We start from the raw sequence: 17,481 nt of genomic DNA on the forward strand, positions 1-17,481 counted from the left end.
TGCCCCGATAGCGGGTTTTTCGTCGGTTTACGGTCGCCGGCGATCGGTGAAATCGGCAAGGGCAGCGGCGTTGGCTTGAGCGCCCATCAGCTCCGCGAAGTGCGCGTTCTCTCGTGCGCTGGCCGCCGCGATCTGGGCACGGTTGGGTTCGACCACCGTGTGCTTGACCGCCATCAAGCTGGAAATCGGCTTGGCAGCAAGTATTTCGGCATGACGACGCGCCTCTGGTAGCAGTTCCTCAGGACTGCAGATTCGCCAGACCAGGCCCATCCGCAGTGCCTCTTCGGCGTCAATCCATTCCGAGGACATCAGCAACCAAGCCGCGTTCTGGCGGCCCACCAGTTGCGGCAGAAGATAGGACGAGGCCGCTTCGGGAGCCACGCCGAGGCTGGTGAAGGGGCACTTCAGGCGCGCTGTCGAGGACATGAAAGCCAGATCGGCATAGCCCAGAATGGTGGCGCCGATCCCGACGCCAAGCCCGTTGACGGCGCAAATCAGGGGCTTTGGGAACCCGGCGAGTGCTTCGATGAGACCGCGGAAGCCAAATTTCCCCTCGGAGAAATTTGGATCGTTGATGCGAGCCTGCATTTCGGCAAGATCGGTGCCAGCGCTGAAGCCGCGACCCGAGCCGGTCAGCAAGACCACGGCAACCTGCGGATCGTCGGCCGCGTCCAAGAGGGCCTGGGCGGTCGCGTCGTAGAGGGCTTCGTTAAATGCGTTGAGCGCCTCGGGACGGTTCAGCGTGAGCGTGCGTACGCGGTTGTCATCATCGATCTGCAGCGTCACGGCTGCAGCCTAGCCGTTGCCGTAAATGCGGGTCGGCTCGATGAGCACCACGGTTCGTCGTTCCTCGGCCATCACCCGGTCGTATTCGTCCCAGTTGTCGTGGGTGCCACCGGCCGAAATGAAGACATCGCGAAGCAGCAGTCGCAGCTGTTCGCGGTCGGCCAGCCATGGCTGGGAGTCGTCCGGACCGGCCAGCTCCGCGCCGCCCTCCACCGTCGCCCACCGCCATCCGTTGCGAAATGTGACGGCCAATTGAGGTCGAGCCCGCAGGTTGGCGAGTTTGACCTTGCCGTAGGTGGCAAAGCCCAGGGCCGGTCTGCCGTGGTCGGGGTGCATCAGCAGGCCGACATTGACCAACGAAGCCTGAACGGTGCCGTCAGCGCGAACGGTGGAGACAACGGCGAGGCCGCGATCCGCGGTCGCCAGGCCGACTGCGTCGTTGAGTGTTGTCATTGACGCTCCTCGCATGTAAACGGTGTCTTGAACACATAGCGGCTGGTGGGAACGGTGTCGATATTCTCGTTGGCGCCGAATGCGGCCGTGCTGGCCACCATCCTGCCGAGCCGGTGCTGCAGGTCGCCGTCATCGCTGGCGCCGAAGAATGCCTTCAGATCGGTGATTGCCGCCATCGGGAACAGTTCTTCGACGATGGCCGCGACCTCTGGTGCCCCTGGGGTGAGGGTCCGTACCACCCAGTTCTGCGTGTAGCCAAAGGTCGACTGGGTCTCAATCGCCACCGGCGTGTGGTCATGCTGCCAGCGGGCCAGCCAGGTTGGTTCATCTAGCGCGGCGGGCCGACGCAGCAACGCGATGTTGGCTAATCCAGGTGTGCGACTGCCGGGTTGGACTCTCGGCGCGACCAGTGCCACCGACTCGGTCACCAGGTAGGCACCCAGCGATTGGCATTCGGCACCGAGCAATCGCAGCGCTTCGGCTACCTGGTCGCCGTAGCACTGCTGGGTCCACACGCTCACTACCGCGGCGACCGGTGGGTCCAGTGTGGTCAGAGTCATCAGCGACTCGCATACCGCGCCGTCGCGGACATTGACCGACAGTCCGGGCAGGCCCAGCGCCAACAACGACTCGGCAACGGGACCGCGTTGGCGAGCGCACCACTGCTCGCTGGGGTCCGTGTGCATGAGGACGGCGATTATCTTCTCCATAGGTCCTCCATAGGCCGAACCTACCCCCGCAGGCTCAGTTGACCAGGCGCACCTGCTGTTCGTTGCTGATCGATTCGCCCATGATTGCCGCAAGCTGCCGATAGGCCTCGTCGCGACCGCTGGACGCGCGGTAGACCAGACCGATGCGTCGCCCCGGAGTGGGCGCGGCAAAGTGCGCGAGGCCGACGCGGCTACGCGCAGCCTCGACGGACACCGCGCTCTGTGGGATCAGTGTTACGCCCAGGCCGCCGTTTACGCATTGGACGGCGGTCGCCAGCGAATCTGCCCGGGTATCGGCAAGCTCAGCCCGGACGCCGGCGTTCTGGCAGACATCCAGAGCCTGGTCGCGCAGGCAGTGCCCCTCATCGAGCAACAGCAGCGGCAGCTCGGACAGTGCCGCGACAGGGACTCCGTGCCGGTCCGCCATCGGATGCCCAGGCGGTAGCGCCAGCACGAAATCCTCTTCATAGATCGGTATTTCCGTGAGACCGCCATAGTCGGCGGGCAGCGCGATCAGGGCCGTATCGAGTGAACCTTCGCGCAGGGCGGTCAGCAGACGCTCGGTCTGGTCTTCAATCACTCGTACCGTCAGGGTGGGCAGACGCCGGGTCAGCCCGGCTAGCACCGTGGGCAGCACATACGGAGCAACGGTGGGGATGATGCCGAACCGGATGCTGCCGTTGAGCGGATCCGCCTCTCCCGCAGCGGCTGTGGTGAAGGCTTCCACGGCTTCCACCGCGGCCTGGGCGTGAGGTAGCAGCGATCTGCCCTCGGTCGTCAAGAAAACCCGCCTGGTCGATCGTTCGACGAGGTGAAGGTCGAGTCCGGCCTCCAGTGCCGCCAACGCCTGCGACAACGTCGACTGACTGACGCCGAGAGCATTTGCCGCGCTGCCGAAATGCTGCTTTTCCGCTACCGCGACGAACGCGCGCAACCCGGCCAAGGTGGGCTGATAGCTCTTATCGGTCATACCGATCAATATAGTGGCAAGCATCACCTTTACCTAACAATCTTCTGCAGGCAACATGGGGTGGGCTCCAAAAGCCATGTGCGGAATACCGAAAAGCGAAAAATCGAAAATGAGGAGAGTTATGTCCCTGCTGACCATCGGCCAACAGTTTCCCGCCTACAGCCTGACTGCGTTGATCGGTGGCGATCTGTCCAAGGTCGACGCCAAGCAGCCCGGTGACTACTTCAAGACCGTGACCAGTGACGACCACGCGGGCAAGTGGCGGGTCGTGTTCTTCTGGCCCAAGGACTTCACCTTCGTGTGCCCGACCGAGATTGCCGCCTTCGGCAAACTCAACGACGAGTTCGAGGACCGCGACGCGCAGATCCTGGGTGTCTCGATCGACAGCGAGTTCGTGCACTTCCAGTGGCGTGCGCAGCACGACGACCTCAAGAACCTGCCCTTCCCGATGCTTGCCGACATCAAGCGGGAGCTGGTGGCGGCGGCCGGTGTGCTCAACGCCGATGGTGTCGCGGACCGGGTGACCTTCATCGTCGACCCCAACAACGAGATTCAGTTCGTCTCGGCCACCGCTGGATCTGTCGGCCGCAACGTCGACGAGGTGCTCCGTGTGCTCGACGCCCTGCAGTCCGACGAGCTGTGTGCCTGCAACTGGCGCAAGGGTGACCCGACGCTGGACGCCGGCGAGCTGCTGAAGGCTTCGGCGTAGTCGGGGCTTGGTCAGAGACTGAGGACCGGACGGAGAAGACATGAGTATCGAAAACCTCAAGGCAGCGTTGCCTGAGTACGCCAAAGATCTCAAGCTGAACCTGGGCTCGATCAGCCGCACTACGGTGCTGGACGAAGAGCAGCTCTGGGGCACGCTTTTGGCGAGCGCCGCAGCGACTCGCAATGCGCAGGTGCTGGCCGAGATCGGTGCGGAGGCGGCTGACAATCTGTCTGCGCAGGCGTACCAGACGGCGCTGGGAGCCGTGTCGATCATGGGCATGAACAACGTGTTCTATCGGGGGCGCGGCTTCCTCGAGGGCCAGTACGACGATCTGCGTGCCGGATTGCGGATGAACATCATCGCCAACCCGGGCGTGGACAAGGCGAATTTCGAGCTCTGGTCCTTTGCCGTGTCGTCGGTCAATGGGTGCTCCCATTGTGTCGTGGCCCACGAGCACACGCTGCGTGAGGCGGGTGTGGGCCGCGAGGCGGTGTTGGAGGCGCTGAAGGCGGCGGCTATCGTCTGCGGTGTGGCACAAGCGCTCACCGCTGCACAGACGCTGGCGGCCGTCGGCTGATCGTTGCGCCGTGAGTAAGCCCACCTGGGTGCAGCACGCGATCTGGTGGCAGGTCTATCCCCTGGGCTTCGTCGGTGCTTTTCCCGCCAATCAGCCACCTGATCCGGGAGAGCACCGACTACGGCGCCTCGTTGGCTGGTTTGATCACGCCGTCGAGTTGGGCGCATCCGGGGTTGCCCTGGGCCCGATTTTCGACTCGCGTACCCATGGTTACGACACCACCGACCATTTCCGCATCGATCCTCGCCTCGGCGACGAGGGTGATTTCGACCACCTCGTCGCCGAGGCGCATCGGCGTGGACTGCGGGTGCTGCTCGACGGCGTTTTCAACCACGTCGGTGTGGATTTCCACAGCTATCGCCACGCCGCTGACGACCCGTCCTCCGCAGGCTGGTTTCGTGGCCGAGCAGGCAATTTCCGTACCTTCGAAGGACATTCGGGGCTCATCACACTCAACCATGCCAACCCGGAGGTGGCCGACTACGTCGTCGATGTCATGGCGCACTGGCTGCAACGCGGTGCCGATGGCTGGCGCCTGGATGCGGCCTACGCGGTGCCACAACAGTTCTGGGCGAAGGTCCTGCCCCGAGTGCGGGACCGATATCCGCAGGCCTGGTTTGTCGGCGAGATAATTCACGGCGACTATGCCGCCGCGGTGCAGGGCGCCGGTTTCGACTCGGTGACTCAGTACGAACTTTGGAAGGCGATCTGGAGCGGTCTCAACGACGGCAACTTCTTCGAGCTGGACTGGGCGCTACAGCGGCACAACGAGTTTGTCGCCAGCTTTGCCCCGCTGACCTTCATCGGCAATCACGACGTCACCCGGATCGCCAGCCGCCTCGAACGTCCCGAGCACCTAGCCCATGCGCTGGTGATTCTGATGACTGTCGGTGGAATTCCGAGCATCTACGCCGGTGACGAATTCGGCTGGCGTGCCGTCAAGGAAGAGCGCTACGGCGGTGACGACGCGATACGCCCGGAATTCGGCTCTCCCCCATTCGAATTGACTCACGACCAGGCGTCGGTCTGGGCGTTGCACCAGTACCTGGTCGGGCTACGCCGCCGCTATCCATGGCTACACACGGCCTCCACCAGCGCACTACGATTGCGCAACCGTCAGTACGTCTACCAGACCCGCAGCGCCGACAACGCACTAGTGGTCATACTCAACGCAGACGATGAGCCGCTTCGGATGAGTCTGCCGGATCTTGGCATCCCTCGCGCCGAGGTGCTTGCCGGATCTGCCGCGCCGCCCCAGGAGGTCACCGACGAGGTGCTCGTCGAGGGGCACGGCTGGCGGATCCTGCAACCCGCCTAGCGATTCAGCTGCGCGAGCGTCAGCGGGTCGAGCCGGCGGGCGTAGCAGCGGGTGCCTCGACGAATCGCTTCAGGTCAAAGGGATGTCTTGTCGAGTCCATCCGACCACGTTGACACATCTGGTTAGATGACGTGAATGAGCACGGATGAGCGCAGGCGCTGATGGCTGTCGATCGCAGGCTTCCGAGGGTGGGTGACCTGGCACCCCTGATGCAGTTCAAGAGGCCCCAGTTCAATCGCACCAAGCGCCGTCTGGAAACCGCCCTAACCATCGAGGACCTGCGCCGTGTCGCGAAACGGCGTACCCCCAGAGCGGCGTTCGACTACACCGACGGTGCAGCCGAGGACGAACTGTCGATCGAGCGTGCCCGGCAGGCCTTCCGCGATATCGAATTTCACCCGACGATCCTGCGCGATGTCACGAGTGTGCGTACCGGCTGGGACGTCTTTGGCAAGCCGGTCGCGTTGCCCTTCGGTATCGCGCCGACCGGGTTCACTCGATTGATGCACACCGAGGGCGAGATCGCCGGTGCGAGGGCGGCCGCCGAGGCCGGGATCCCGTTTTCCATGTCGACTCTGGCCACCTGCGCAATAGAGGATCTGCAGGCGGCTGTTCCCCAGGGCCGCAAATGGTTTCAGCTCTACATGTGGCGGGACCGGGACCGTTCGATGGCGTTGGTCAAACGCGCAGCGGACGCGGGATTCGACACCATGCTGGTCACCGTGGACGTTCCGGTCGCGGGTGCGCGGCTACGCGATGTCCGCAACGGCATGTCGATACCGCCGGCCTTGACGCTACGAACGGTGCTTGACGCACTGCCGCACCCACATTGGTGGTTCGACCTGCTGACCACCGAGCCGCTGGCCTTCGCATCACTGGATCGCTGGTCGGGCACCGTCGGCGAGTATCTGAACACCATGTTCGATCCCAGCGTCACCTTCGACGACCTGGAGTGGATGAAGGCCCAATGGCCAGGCAAGCTGGTCGTCAAGGGGATCCAGACCCTCGACGATGCCCGCGCGGTGGTGGAACGCGGGGCCGACGGCATCGTGTTGTCCAATCATGGCGGTCGCCAACTCGATCGTGCGCCGGTGCCGTTCCACCTGTTGCCCCTGGTTGCCCGCGAGCTGGGCAAGGACACCGAGATCGTGGTGGACACCGGCATCATGTCCGGTGCCGATATCGTCGCCGCGATCGCGCTCGGTGCGCGGTGCACGCTGATTGGGCGGGCGTACCTGTATGGGCTGATGGCTGGTGGCGAAGCGGGGGTCAAACGCGCGATCGAGATCCTGTCCGCCGGCGTCTCCCGGACCATGCGGCTGCTGGGGGTGACCTGCCTGGAAGAACTCTCGGCCAAGCATGTGACGCAGTTGCAGCGACTGGGTCCCATACCTCTGCCGACGTGAGGCTGCGCGCTCGAGTTCGGCGGAATCAGCCATCGGCCTGCGCCGGGGAACAAAACGCCCGACAGCTGGGTTAAGCGCAATAGACCTAGCTATTGGAGGATTGATGCCCCAAGCCATATCAGTGCCGGTGTTGTTCGTCAGTGACACCATCGTGCTACCCGGAATGGTCGTGCCGATCACGCTCGACGATGCCGCACAAGCGGCGATCGACGCCGCGCGGGCCAGCGAGTCTGGGCAGTTGCTGATCGCTCCTCGGCTCGATGACCGATACCCCACCTACGGCGTCTTGGCAAAGATTCTGCAGGTTGGGCGGATCGCTGGCGGTGGCGCCGCCGCTGTCGTGCGAGGTGAGCGCAGGGCCCAGATCGGTGCTAGAGCCAGCGGGCCAGGCGCGGCGCTGTGGGTCGAGGTGACAGAAGTCCCGGAGCCGGAGGCGACCGAGGAAGCCAAGACGCTTGCCGCCGAGTACAAGAAGCTGTTAGTGGCCATGCTGCAACGACGCGAGGCCTGGCAGATCATCGACCACGTCAATAGCCTCACCGATCCGTCTGCGCTCGCGGACACCGCCGGGTACGCGTCGTATCTGGCGGATATGCAGAAGCGCCAGTTGCTCGAGACGGCCGACGTTTCCCAGCGTCTGCGGTTGCTGATCGATTGGACCGGCGACCATCTCGCCGAAGTCGAGGTCAACGACAAGATCGCCGACGATGTGCGGGCGGGCATGGAAAAGACGCAGAAGGAGTTCCTGCTGCGCCAACAGCTGGCTGCGATTCGTAAGGAACTGGGTGAGGGTGATCCCGACGGCGCCGGAGATCCAGAGGACTACCGGGCCCGTATCGAGGCCGCTGAACTGCCCGACAAGGTGCGCGAAGCGGCGCTGCGCGAGGTTGGCAAGCTGGAACGGGCCAGCGACCAAAGCCCGGACAGCGGCTGGATTCGCACCTGGCTGGACACCGTGCTCGAGCTGCCGTGGAATATCACGACCGAGGACTCGGTCGACTTGAGCGCGGCCCGCGAGACCCTCGATGCCGATCACCACGGCCTCGACGATGTCAAAGACCGCATCATCGAGTATCTGGCGGTGCGTGCCCGACGCGCGCAGCGTGGACTGCAGGTCGTCGGCGGGCGTGGTTCGGGCGCGGTGATGGTGCTCGCCGGTCCTCCCGGGGTCGGCAAGACGTCCTTGGGCGAAAGCGTGGCCCGAGCCCTGGGGCGCCGCTTCGTGCGCGTCGCCCTGGGTGGTGTCCGCGACGAGGCCGAGATCCGCGGCCACCGGCGTACCTATGTGGGTGCGCTGCCAGGCAGGATCGTCCGTGCGATCAGCGAGGCGGGATCGATGAATCCCGTTGTGCTGCTGGATGAAATCGACAAGGTCGGTTCCGACTAGAGGGGCGACCCAAGCGCTGCCCTGCTGGAGGTGCTTGACCCTGCCCAGAACCACACCTTCCGCGATCACTACCTGGATCTGGACTTGGACCTGTCCGATGTGGTGTTTCTGGCTACGGCCAACGTGATCGAGAACATTCCCTCGGTCCTGCTGGACCGGATGGAGCTGGTCGAGATCGACGGCTACACCGAGGACGACAAGGTTGCCATCGCCCGCGACTACCTGCTGCCCCGGCAGCGAGACGGGGCAGCGCTGAGCGACGACGAGGTCATGATCACCGAGGCCGCGTTGCGCAAGATCGCTGCCGACTACACCCGTGAACCGGATGTGCGGCAGTTCGAAAGGCTGCTGGCCAAAGTGCTGCGCAAGGTGACCACAAAGTTGGCCGCAGATCCCGGACCCGCGACGATCGACGAGCCCGATCTGGTTGGCTACCTGGGCCACCCGCGGTTTACCCCCGAGGCCGCTGAACGCACCGCGGTGCCGGGTGTGGCCACCGGACTGGCCGTTACGGGCCTGGGCGGTGACGTGCTCTACATCGAGGCCGGTGCCGCTGGACCGCCACGGCCGGGCGAAGGTTCGCTGCAACTGACCGGGCAGGTGGGTGATGTGATGAAGGAGTCGGCGCAGATCGCTCTGTCCTACGTGCGCTCTCACGCTGGGCAGTTCGGTGTGGATCCCACGACGCTGGATCGCAGCATCCACGTGCATGTGCCCGCAGGCGCGGTACCCAAAGACGGCCCGTCCGCCGGTGTCACCATGGTGACCGCGCTGGTCTCGATGGCCACCGGGCGTCAGGTCCGCGCCGATGTCGGCATGACCGGGGAAGTCACGCTCAACGGCCGAGTGCTGCCGATCGGCGGCGTCAAACAGAAGCTGCTCGCAGCGCAACGTGCCGGGCTGTCAACGGTTTTCATTCCGGATCGCAATGAACCCGACCTCGGCGACGTTCCTGCCGAGGTGCTGGGCGCACTAGTGGTCAAACCGATGACCGATGTCGCCGAGATCGTTGCGCAAGCGCTGGAACCGGCGGCTGAGGCCGCTGGGGTCGCCGCCTGACACCGTCGCCAATGCCACGCTGGGGTGACCGTCGACACTGAGCGTCACCCCAGCGCGGCGCTCGGTGCTAGCGGTGCCGTGCGGTCTGCTGCACAATCAGGGACATGGCCGAGCTTCGGGATCTCAAACGCCGAGTAGTCCATCGCATGCAAAAACTTGTGGTCAATCCGATCGGCAGACAATTGCCGGTGACCATGCTGGAAACCATCGGTCGCAAGAGCGGACAACCCCGCCACACCGCGGTGGGCGGCAAGTTGGTGGACAACCAGTTCTGGATGGTCTCCGAACACGGCGAGCATTCGGATTACGTTCGCAATATCAAGGCTAACCCAGCGGTTCGGGTGCGCCTTGACGGCGAGTGGCGAAGCGGAACCGCTCACCTATTGCCCGACGACGACCCGCTACAGCGGCTGGGCAACCTGCCCCGGCTCAACAGCGCGGTCGTTCGGGCGATCGGTAGTGAGTTGCTGAGCATCCGGGTGGATTTGGACTGACCATGGCCTATGACACCGGCCTGGCCGACCGGATCCGTGAGTTGCTGGCTCGACAGCCCGGCGTGGATGAAATGCGCATGTTCGGCGGGCTTGCATTTCTCATCGGCGGGCACATGGCCGTTGCCGTCAGCGGGCAGGGCGGACTATTGGTCAGAGTGCCGCCGGAAGACGCCGACAAGCTGCTCGAGCGTGATCACGTCAGCCCCATGGTCATGGCCGGACGCGAAACCCGCCGCTGGCTGCAAGTGGCCAGCCAAGGCGTCAAAACCAAACGTCAGCTTCAGAGTTGGGTGGACCGCGCCGTGGCCTACGTGCGCACGATGCCGCCCAAGTAACGAGCGCGGAACCCACGCCCTGGCCTCCGTTGCCGCGAAGCGCCGCCGGCGGTGAGCCCCTAGTGTTGCCGTGAGGAATCATACGACCGAGGGCAGCCGAGTAGTGCAGTGGTTAGGAGAGTTATGAGTGCAGGCTGGATTATCCCGTTCATCATCCTGGGCGGAGCTCTACAGACATGTGGAGCTGCGATGAATGGGCAACTGTACAAACGCATGATCAACCCATGGCTGGCATCAGCGATTTCGTTTGCGCTGATCACGATATTTTTCGTGGGCGCATTCCTCATCATGCCCAACCCGCTACCCACCACCAAGGACATCGCCTCGATGCCGTGGTGGGCCGTGGTCGGCGGCCTCGTCGGAGCGGTGCAGGTCTATGCGGGCCTGACATTGGTCAACAAGGTGGGCGCGGGCACGTTCATTGGGGTCACGGTCACAGCAGCACTCATCATGTCGTTACTGATCGATCATTTCGGCTGGCTCCGGGTGGACGCTCATCCGCTCACCCTGTGGCGGGCCCTCGGCGGTGCGTTCCTGGTTTGCGGGGTGGTATTGGTTGCCAAGTTCTAGCGGGCGACCGTCCTGGTGGCCGTGGGCGCGCCAAGGGCCCACCGTTGCGATCGCCGGATTGAGGGATCACCCGGGCGGTGTCTGGAATGTCCGCGACGATGTCAAAGCGCGGGATTCCAGTTGCCGTCAATCACTTCGGGTGGGTGCTGAGCCTGTAACCGTTCCCGTTCGGTGCGTCGGCGCTTGATTCGTAGCCGCGCATCGGCCGGCATGGTTACCAACTCGTCGGCGGTCAAGTAGTAGACATCATCGATGGTGTCCATCAGATCGGCCGTTACCCGACGAGATGCCAGTTCGCGCAAAGTCATCCGGAGGTCGTGGGTGAACCGGATGGTGGTGTCATGGGCGAGTTCGCGCAAACCGCGGGCACTGGCGGCCAAGCGCTGGGACAAGGTCGGCGCCGCCGCCGGTGTCGCGGGTGCTGCTGCGGCTTTGGCCGCCGCTGTCAGCAGCAGCGCCGGATCGTCACCGAAAGACGGGTTGGCCAGCTCCGCTTCGCCGCAACCCCGATGCGCGAGCCGGGCAACCGTAGCGTCAAGTGCGGCGGCCGCTGATGCCGATAGGGCTCGGATGCTGTCGACGTTGCCGTCGCGGGCCAGCGCACACAACGGAGCATCGGCGCGCAGGATTTCGGTCAGCGCCGCGGTCTCCGCGGCGATACGGCCGCTTTCCATGATCACGCCGACACCGGAGACGCTGGTTCCGGCCCTGGTGTGCTCGAGCGTTGCGGCGGTAACACCTGTATCGATGACCCATAGCGCCGTGAGGATCCAGCCTTGGTGAATCCGGTCCCGTAACAATCGAATCCGAACTTCCAGGCTGGCGTCGGGCAGCGTAGAGAGCTGCTCGGCGCCAACGTGTTCGTCAGCCGCCGCGGTCACGTAAGCCTGCGTATCAGCACGGATATGACGTAACAGGGAAAGCGACCGCGACGTCACCAGCACCTTGGCCGCCGACCGCAGGGGTCCACCGGTCAGCTGGGGCCGGCCGAACGGCAGCAGCTCGGTGACCTGGGTGTTACCCCCCAATGCTTGCTGGGTGACTGCTCGCTCATTCCAGCCGGGCAATTGGGTCGCGGCGACGAGATTGGCCGACACCCCAACATAGGGGCGATGACCGAACACCGCGATAGCCCGGCTCCCCCACTCCTCGGCGACCACGTCGCCAAGGGCGAGCACTTGGCCCATCGCTCGCCCCGCCGCGCGCAACCCGCTCATCTGGACGTCCAGGGTCATAGGGGTCAGCGGCCCGGGCAGCGCCTCGGCGAGACTGGCCGCGCTGAAGACTGGGAACCGCGGGTCGATCCGGTCGTCGAACTCGCCCTCCAGCCCGTCTGGTGCCGCGGAATCCAGGGCGGTCCCGTCGGCGGGCGTCAGTGGCGGTGTCGGCTCCACCGGTAGCGCCAACTGGGCCGAACCGATGGTCGCACCGGCGGGATCTAGTCTGCGCCCGACCAGGCCACGGCCGGTATCGACGATCGCATCGGTGGCCTGCCACCCGTACTGAAAGTTCCAATCTTCCTGTGCTGCAGCGATATCCATCTCAGGGATCAACTGTGACCAGCCTTGAACCCGGTGCGGCCGCAACCGCGGGTCGACTGATCCGAGCAGCCGCCACGCGGTGACCACGTTTGTGGTGTCGGGCGTGGCCAGGTCGACGACACCATTGCGGTCGGTGTCCAGCGCCAGAACCAGGAACCGGACCAGATCGTCGAGGTGCAGTACCCGCATCGGCCGGGCGGAGACCTTGGAGCGCATCAGGGTCGTGACCGTGCGACACGCCATCCAGTCGAGCTGGCGGCCGACCGGCGGTGCAATGCGGATGACCAAACTCGGTGCCCAACCGGTCGACACCAGTGTCTCGGCTTGTTGATAAAGCTCCGGTGAGCCCGCGGCCTGGGACACGAACAGCAACCGGGCGCCGGCGCGGGCCGCAGCGTTGCTCACGTGTGCCAAGCCGGTGATGCCCGCGGCACCCGGCGCGCCCTTCTCGACAGGGGCGAGGTGAATCACCGCGTCCGCTTCGCTGGCTAACTCCAATAGCACTGGGTTGCGCAGCGATGCGCAAACAAAATCGACGTTGGGATCCAGGTAGTCGTGTGGGTGGGAAGATATACCGCTTACGGTGTGTCCCGCAGCGATCAGCTGACGTGTGACCAGCCGCCCGATCGCTCCCGCGGCGTCGGTAACCAGGACGTGCACCTTACTCACCTCCCCCAACGCTTTCCATGACAATAGGCATGTTGGCCCCATTTGCGCGACACTTGAGTCTCGACCGTGACACTTCGGTGCTGGATGCGCCCGCTATTATCGGTGCGGCCGGTTACCGCAATGTCGCGTTGCCATCGGCAGCGATGGCAACCTTTGCCCCGGCGATGTCCTCATGCACGGTGGCATTGGCCGATGCGGGATCGGTGATCACGCCTAAGGTACGCGCCCCGGTGGGCGTGCGCACGGCGACGAAGGCCTTCTCGGGTTGCCCGTCTCTGGTGAAGGGCGTTGTCCAGGCCTCGACGGCGCCGACGCCGTCCCATCCGACCAGGGCGGCCCGGGTGGGCTCGCGGTCCACCAGCGGTTGCAGGTCTTCCCAGCGGAACTCCGCGGGTGGCTCGGTGCCGTACACGCCGATGCTGTGCTTGGTCAGGTAGCCGCCGTTGGCGGTGATCAGCCCGCGCCGGCCGGGGTTGGCCGCCAATAACTCGGCCATGGTGGCAATCGAATGTGTGACGTAGTTGTTCCACGGGCCCCCGGCAAAGGTCAGTCCGCCGGTGACGGTCAACGGCCGGTCGGCATCGTCGACAGGCAGCCCGAGTTCGTGTGCGGCAACCTGCACCGCGGACGGGAAACACGAGTACAGGTCGACGTAGTCGGCATCGTTGATGCCCAGACTGGCGAGTTCCAACGCGCGTGCCCCGGCAATTCGGATGGCCGGCGACTGGTGCAGCTCGGCGCGCTCGGCAATCGAGAAGGTGTCGTGCGCCTCGGTCCCGGTCTGCGGGTAGACCCAGCGTTCGGTGGGCACCCGCAGCCGTGTCGCCTGCTCGACCGACGTGAGGATCAGGGCGGCGCCCTGGTCAACCATGTTGTTGGAGTTCATCAGCTTGGTGTAGGGCCAGCTGATCATCCGGTTCTGCGGGCCGGGCCGACAAATCTGTTCGGCAGTCATCGGGGTGCGGATCCAGGCGTGCGGGTTATCCACCGCGACCGCGTTGAACCCCGCCCACAGTCGGCCGACTCTGCTGCGGTGGTCCTCGATTGACTCGCCGTTGGCGATGCGTAGCGCCTGCTCGAACATCGGATAGACGTAGGCGGGCCGATCCAGCTTGATTCTGATTTCGCTCTCGCCGGCGATCGGCACATCCTGGCCGGCGACCCGCGGCAGCGGAACGGATTCGTCCTGAAGCGTCCAGGTCAGTCGGGCACCCTTGGACTTCAGACCGGTCCTGGTCCGCCACGTCTCGGCGCCAGCGATCAACACCACCCCGGCTCGACCCCGCTGTACGTCCAGGCACGCCTGGCTGACCAGAGGCTGCGGTGTGTTGCCGCCGACGCTGCTGTAGCTGGTGGTGAAACCACTGGCCTGCAGCCGCTCGCCGAGCAACTGGCCGGGATTGCGGTAGTGCGCCGAGAGCACGCGGACCACGCGAATGGAGTCAACGGCCGCGAGCACCCGGGAATCGGCCGCCTGCTGCGCCGCGGCGAGCATCAGATCGACAGGCTCGACCGACGGCATGGTGGGGTCGATTTCATCGCGGTAGTTGACCTGGCCGTAGCCGATCAGCACCGGCGTGCGGGGGTCTACGGCCATGAATCGAACCTAGCGCCGCCCCTCGCCGGCCACCGCACGTCGCGCTCGACCTCGGGCCGGCGGCGCAATCGAGCGAGCGAAGGCGTCACCGGCTTTCCCCGGAGCCCTGCTGTTCGGCGGCCAGCTGCTCGGAGTTAGCCGACGGGGCGAACAGCACGCCTTCGGTGATCAGGAACTCGATTTCTTCCGGGCTCATGTCCAGCAGCTCAGCGCAGATCTCTCGGGTGTCCTGACCCGGCTGCGGCGCGGGTCGTTGTGGTGACTGCGGGATATGGCGAAACGGCGCCGGGCCGGTCTCCGCGGGCAGCGGGCGTGCGATGAGCGGATGGGTCATGTCGCGGAACAGGTTTCGCGCGATTAGTTGCGGGTCCTCCAGAAGCTCCGGCGGGCGGTTCATCGGGCCCGCTGCAATCCCTGCCGCTTGCAGCGCCTGGGCCGCCTCGAATGGGGTGTGGTCGGCGGTCCAGGCCGACACGACTGCGACCAATTCGGCGCGATTGGCCATGCGCGACTCGGCCGAGGCGAAGCGCGGGTCATCGGCCAGTTCGGGTTGGTCGATCAGTTTCGCCGCACAGCGCCATTCGTTGTCCGAGCAGATGGTGACGACGCACCACTCGTCGTCACCGGCGCAGGGGCATACTGCGTGCACACTGAGGTCATTGCGGACTTCGGCGATGCCGGCGGCCAGTGCGGCCTCGGTGACGAACAGGGTGTCGAGCTGATTGACCACAACTTCGGCTTGCGAGATGTGTACGTGGGCTCCGGTACCGGTGCGGTGACGGTGGATCAGCGCGGCCAGCGCCAGGACGGCAACGATTCGCCCGACAACGTGGTCGGGGAAAATTGTCGTGGCGTCCTAGAAGGCATGCCGGGAACCGTCGGTAGCGGCGTCTTCGGATGTCCACACCCGGGTCACGCCGGTGGTGGCTCGCACCAGCGGGCCGTATCCCAGCCGGGTACTCCAGGGGCCGCGATTACCGAACGCGCTGCTGCCGGCGAGCACGATGTGCGGGTTGAGGGCATGGAGGTTGGCGTAATTGAAGCCCAGCGAGGTCAGGGTGCCCGGCTTGAAGTTGGCGAACACGGCGTCGGCCGCGGCGACCAGGCGACCGAAAATTTGCTTGCCCTCGGGGCTGCGCAGGTCGAGGCCGAGCGCACGATGATTACGGTGCGTCCAGGCAAACGACTCACTCATCGCGTCACCGGATCGCGTCACCGGCACGGGCCTGTCGTAGCCCGTCGGGGTAGTCGGCGCTTTCGACCTTGATGACCTCGGCGCCCAGGTCGCCGAACAGCCGGCTCAGCTCGCCCCCCGCGACGATGATGCCCAGATCGAGAATCCGCAGCCCTTCGAGCGGGTAGCCCCCCACGCTGGCCGTGCTCGCAAGCTCCGGAGCCGGGTCGGCCAGCCAGCGCGGCTGGTCTTGGCCCACGGCGGGTGCGGGAGTGTGAAACCCCGCCCGCTGCTCGTTGACCACGAAGTATCCGGTGAGGACCTTGGTATGCACCCCGGGGACCAGTTCGGCCTCGGTGATGGCTCCCACCGCCTGGAAGTGTTCGGAGGCCAGAATCCGCGACGGTGTGAGGACGGCCGCAATCGGGACCCCGTGGGCTTGGCCGGCAGCCACCAGCTCCTTCATCCTCTGGGGGGCAAACAGCGCCGCAACCAACTCACTGATCTGCGGCCAGGCCGCGAAACGAGCACCGATCACGTCGTACTTGGGATCCTGAAAGTCTGGTGGTTCCCCCAGCCAGCGGCGTAGGCCGCGCCACTGGCGCGGCGCCATCACGCACAATCGCACGTACCCGTCCTGGCACGGGTAGATCGGATAGGCGTCCTGGTTTTTCGGGCGTCCCCGCCACCGCGCACTGCTTCGGATGTCGGCCGCGACCTGCCCGTGTGCCCCGAATGCGGGATCAAGAGCCATCACCACCGCATCGAAGCGCGAGAAGTCGATGTAATCGCCGGTACCGCAACGCAATTTGTTGTAGTAGGCGGCCAGCGCCGGCCAGGTCGCCTGGACCGCGACTGTCGCCGAAGCGATGCCATCTGGCGGCAATACCGGGGTGCCGGTGGTGGGCCCTGACCGTGATAGCGATCCCGACATCGCGTAGAGCACCGCGTCGGTTGCCCGCCACGACGATCGCGGACCCGATGCACCGAAGTCGGTGAACGACAGCACCACCAGGTGGGGGCAGCGATCGGCTAGCTCCACACACGATGTCCCGTAGCTGCTGGCCTGCCCCGGCAGACCGCTGTCGACGAGGATGTCGGCGCCGGCGGCCAGCTCGAGCAGCCGTGCCCGGTCGGCTGCGTCGTTGGGGTCCAGCACCACGCTGCGCTTGTTGGCGTTGTGCACGGCGAACGGAATGCTGGCGCCCGCCAGCGTGGGCGCTTGGTTACTTCCGGGGCTCCCGCCGGGCGGCTCCACCTTGAGGACGTCGGCGCCGAGGTCGGCGAGCAAGCGCGCGACCGTGTCGGCGGTACCGCCGGACAAGTCCAGGACGCGCACCGCGGCGAGCAGCTGGTCGGCCATTTGCATACCGTAGCCGCCAGGTGGCAGCGGGCTCCGCATCAAACGGACCGCCGACCGGCCAAGCGCATCGGTGCGGCCTCGGCCAGTCGATGATTCCGCGCCGGGCGGCTAGGTCAGTGAGCAGCGGTAGCGCATTTGGTCGACCGGGGTGTCGCCGATGATCTCGGTGCGACGCGTGCCGTCGAAATTCCATCCATCGCGTTCATAGAAGCGCCGAGCGCGGGCATTGCCATCCAGGACCCATAACACGGCTGCGGTGACGCCAACCCGCCGCAGCCGTTCCCGGGCGGCAGTCATGAGCAACCGTCCGACGCCGGTGCAGACATGCTCGGGATCGACATAGATCGCCCGGAGCTCACCGAA

General features: G+C 65.3%; 13 protein-coding genes and 3 pseudogenes. 8 read left to right on the forward strand and 8 right to left on the reverse strand.

Translation table 11 applies throughout. From position 1 onward, the window contains the following. Positions 1 to 27: 27 nt before the first annotated feature. The 4 genes from SHTP_RS13010 to SHTP_RS13025 are packed head-to-tail and all read right to left on the reverse strand — an operon-like array spanning position 28 to position 2,919. Complete coding sequence (locus tag SHTP_RS13010) at positions 28 to 786, reverse strand: enoyl-CoA hydratase/isomerase family protein (protein WP_096370813.1); 759 nt, start codon at positions 784 to 786, stop codon at positions 28 to 30. A gap of 9 nt (positions 787 to 795) precedes the next feature. Then, on the reverse strand, positions 796 to 1,239 hold the full coding sequence (locus SHTP_RS13015; RefSeq protein ID WP_011740861.1) for a TIGR03618 family F420-dependent PPOX class oxidoreductase: 444 nt from the start codon (positions 1,237 to 1,239) through the stop codon (positions 796 to 798). Then, complete coding sequence (locus tag SHTP_RS13020) at positions 1,236 to 1,949, reverse strand: EthD domain-containing protein (RefSeq protein WP_096370814.1); 714 nt, start codon at positions 1,947 to 1,949, stop codon at positions 1,236 to 1,238. Before SHTP_RS13020 ends, SHTP_RS13015 begins: the two co-directional genes overlap by 4 nt. 34 nt (positions 1,950 to 1,983) lie before the next feature. Beyond that, complete coding sequence (locus tag SHTP_RS13025; RefSeq protein WP_172900546.1) at positions 1,984 to 2,919, reverse strand: hydrogen peroxide-inducible genes activator; 936 nt, start codon at positions 2,917 to 2,919, stop codon at positions 1,984 to 1,986. 121 nt (positions 2,920 to 3,040) lie between these two features. Here SHTP_RS13025 and SHTP_RS13030 point away from each other — a divergent pair, with 121 nt between their 5' ends. The 8 genes and pseudogenes from SHTP_RS13030 to SHTP_RS13065 all read left to right on the forward strand — a co-directional run bounded on the left by SHTP_RS13030 (position 3,041) and on the right by SHTP_RS13065 (position 10,774). Then, the gene (locus SHTP_RS13030; RefSeq protein ID WP_096370816.1) at positions 3,041 to 3,628 is read left to right on the forward strand and encodes a peroxiredoxin; all 588 of its coding nucleotides are present in this window, start codon (positions 3,041 to 3,043) and stop codon (positions 3,626 to 3,628) included. A 40-nt stretch (positions 3,629 to 3,668) separates the two neighbouring features. Then, a complete protein-coding gene (locus tag SHTP_RS13035) occupies positions 3,669 to 4,205 on the forward strand; it encodes an alkyl hydroperoxide reductase (RefSeq protein ID WP_096370817.1) in 537 nt (178 codons plus the stop codon). 10 nt (positions 4,206 to 4,215) lie between these two features. Further along, positions 4,216 to 5,523 carry an alpha-amylase family protein gene (locus tag SHTP_RS13040; RefSeq protein ID WP_096370818.1) on the forward strand — a complete coding sequence of 436 codons (1,308 nt, stop codon included), beginning with the start codon at positions 4,216 to 4,218 and terminating at the stop codon, positions 5,521 to 5,523. A 161-nt stretch (positions 5,524 to 5,684) separates the two neighbouring features. After that, the gene (locus tag SHTP_RS13045; RefSeq protein WP_096370819.1) at positions 5,685 to 6,929 is read left to right on the forward strand and encodes an alpha-hydroxy acid oxidase; all 1,245 of its coding nucleotides are present in this window, start codon (positions 5,685 to 5,687) and stop codon (positions 6,927 to 6,929) included. A gap of 103 nt (positions 6,930 to 7,032) precedes the next feature. Next, positions 7,033 to 9,375, forward strand: a pseudogene (lon, locus tag SHTP_RS13050) (endopeptidase La). A gap of 104 nt (positions 9,376 to 9,479) precedes the next feature. After that, positions 9,480 to 9,869 carry a nitroreductase family deazaflavin-dependent oxidoreductase gene (locus SHTP_RS13055; protein WP_011740869.1) on the forward strand — a complete coding sequence of 130 codons (390 nt, stop codon included), beginning with the start codon at positions 9,480 to 9,482 and terminating at the stop codon, positions 9,867 to 9,869. Positions 9,870 to 9,871: 2 nt separating this feature from the next. Continuing rightward, a complete protein-coding gene (locus SHTP_RS13060) occupies positions 9,872 to 10,204 on the forward strand; it encodes a TfoX/Sxy family protein (protein WP_015355523.1) in 333 nt (110 codons plus the stop codon). A gap of 123 nt (positions 10,205 to 10,327) precedes the next feature. After that, positions 10,328 to 10,774, forward strand: a complete 447-nt coding sequence (locus tag SHTP_RS13065) for a DMT family transporter (RefSeq protein ID WP_096370820.1) — start codon at positions 10,328 to 10,330, stop codon at positions 10,772 to 10,774. Between the two features lie 101 nt (positions 10,775 to 10,875). Here the strand turns inward: SHTP_RS13065 and SHTP_RS13070 are convergent, their stop codons facing one another. From SHTP_RS13070 to SHTP_RS28960, 4 genes and pseudogenes are all read right to left on the reverse strand, one after another. Next, the gene (locus tag SHTP_RS13070) at positions 10,876 to 12,975 is read right to left on the reverse strand and encodes an NAD(P)H-binding protein (protein ID WP_096370821.1); all 2,100 of its coding nucleotides are present in this window, start codon (positions 12,973 to 12,975) and stop codon (positions 10,876 to 10,878) included. A 121-nt stretch (positions 12,976 to 13,096) separates the two neighbouring features. Next, positions 13,097 to 14,581: an acetyl-CoA acetyltransferase gene (locus tag SHTP_RS13075; protein ID WP_096370822.1), complete on the reverse strand. Its 1,485-nt coding sequence runs from the start codon at positions 14,579 to 14,581 to the stop codon at positions 13,097 to 13,099. Positions 14,582 to 14,666: 85 nt separating this feature from the next. Beyond that, positions 14,667 to 17,124 (reverse strand): annotated as a pseudogene (locus tag SHTP_RS13080) (CaiB/BaiF CoA transferase family protein). 102 nt (positions 17,125 to 17,226) lie between these two features. Then, a pseudogene (locus SHTP_RS28960) lies at positions 17,227 to 17,469 on the reverse strand (GNAT family N-acetyltransferase); the annotation flags it as partial. Between the last annotated feature and the right edge of the window lie 12 nt (positions 17,470 to 17,481).

Origin of the sequence: Mycobacterium ulcerans subsp. shinshuense, from assembly GCF_002355775.1 — a bacterium.
GTDB lineage: Bacteria > Actinomycetota > Actinomycetes > Mycobacteriales > Mycobacteriaceae > Mycobacterium > Mycobacterium marinum.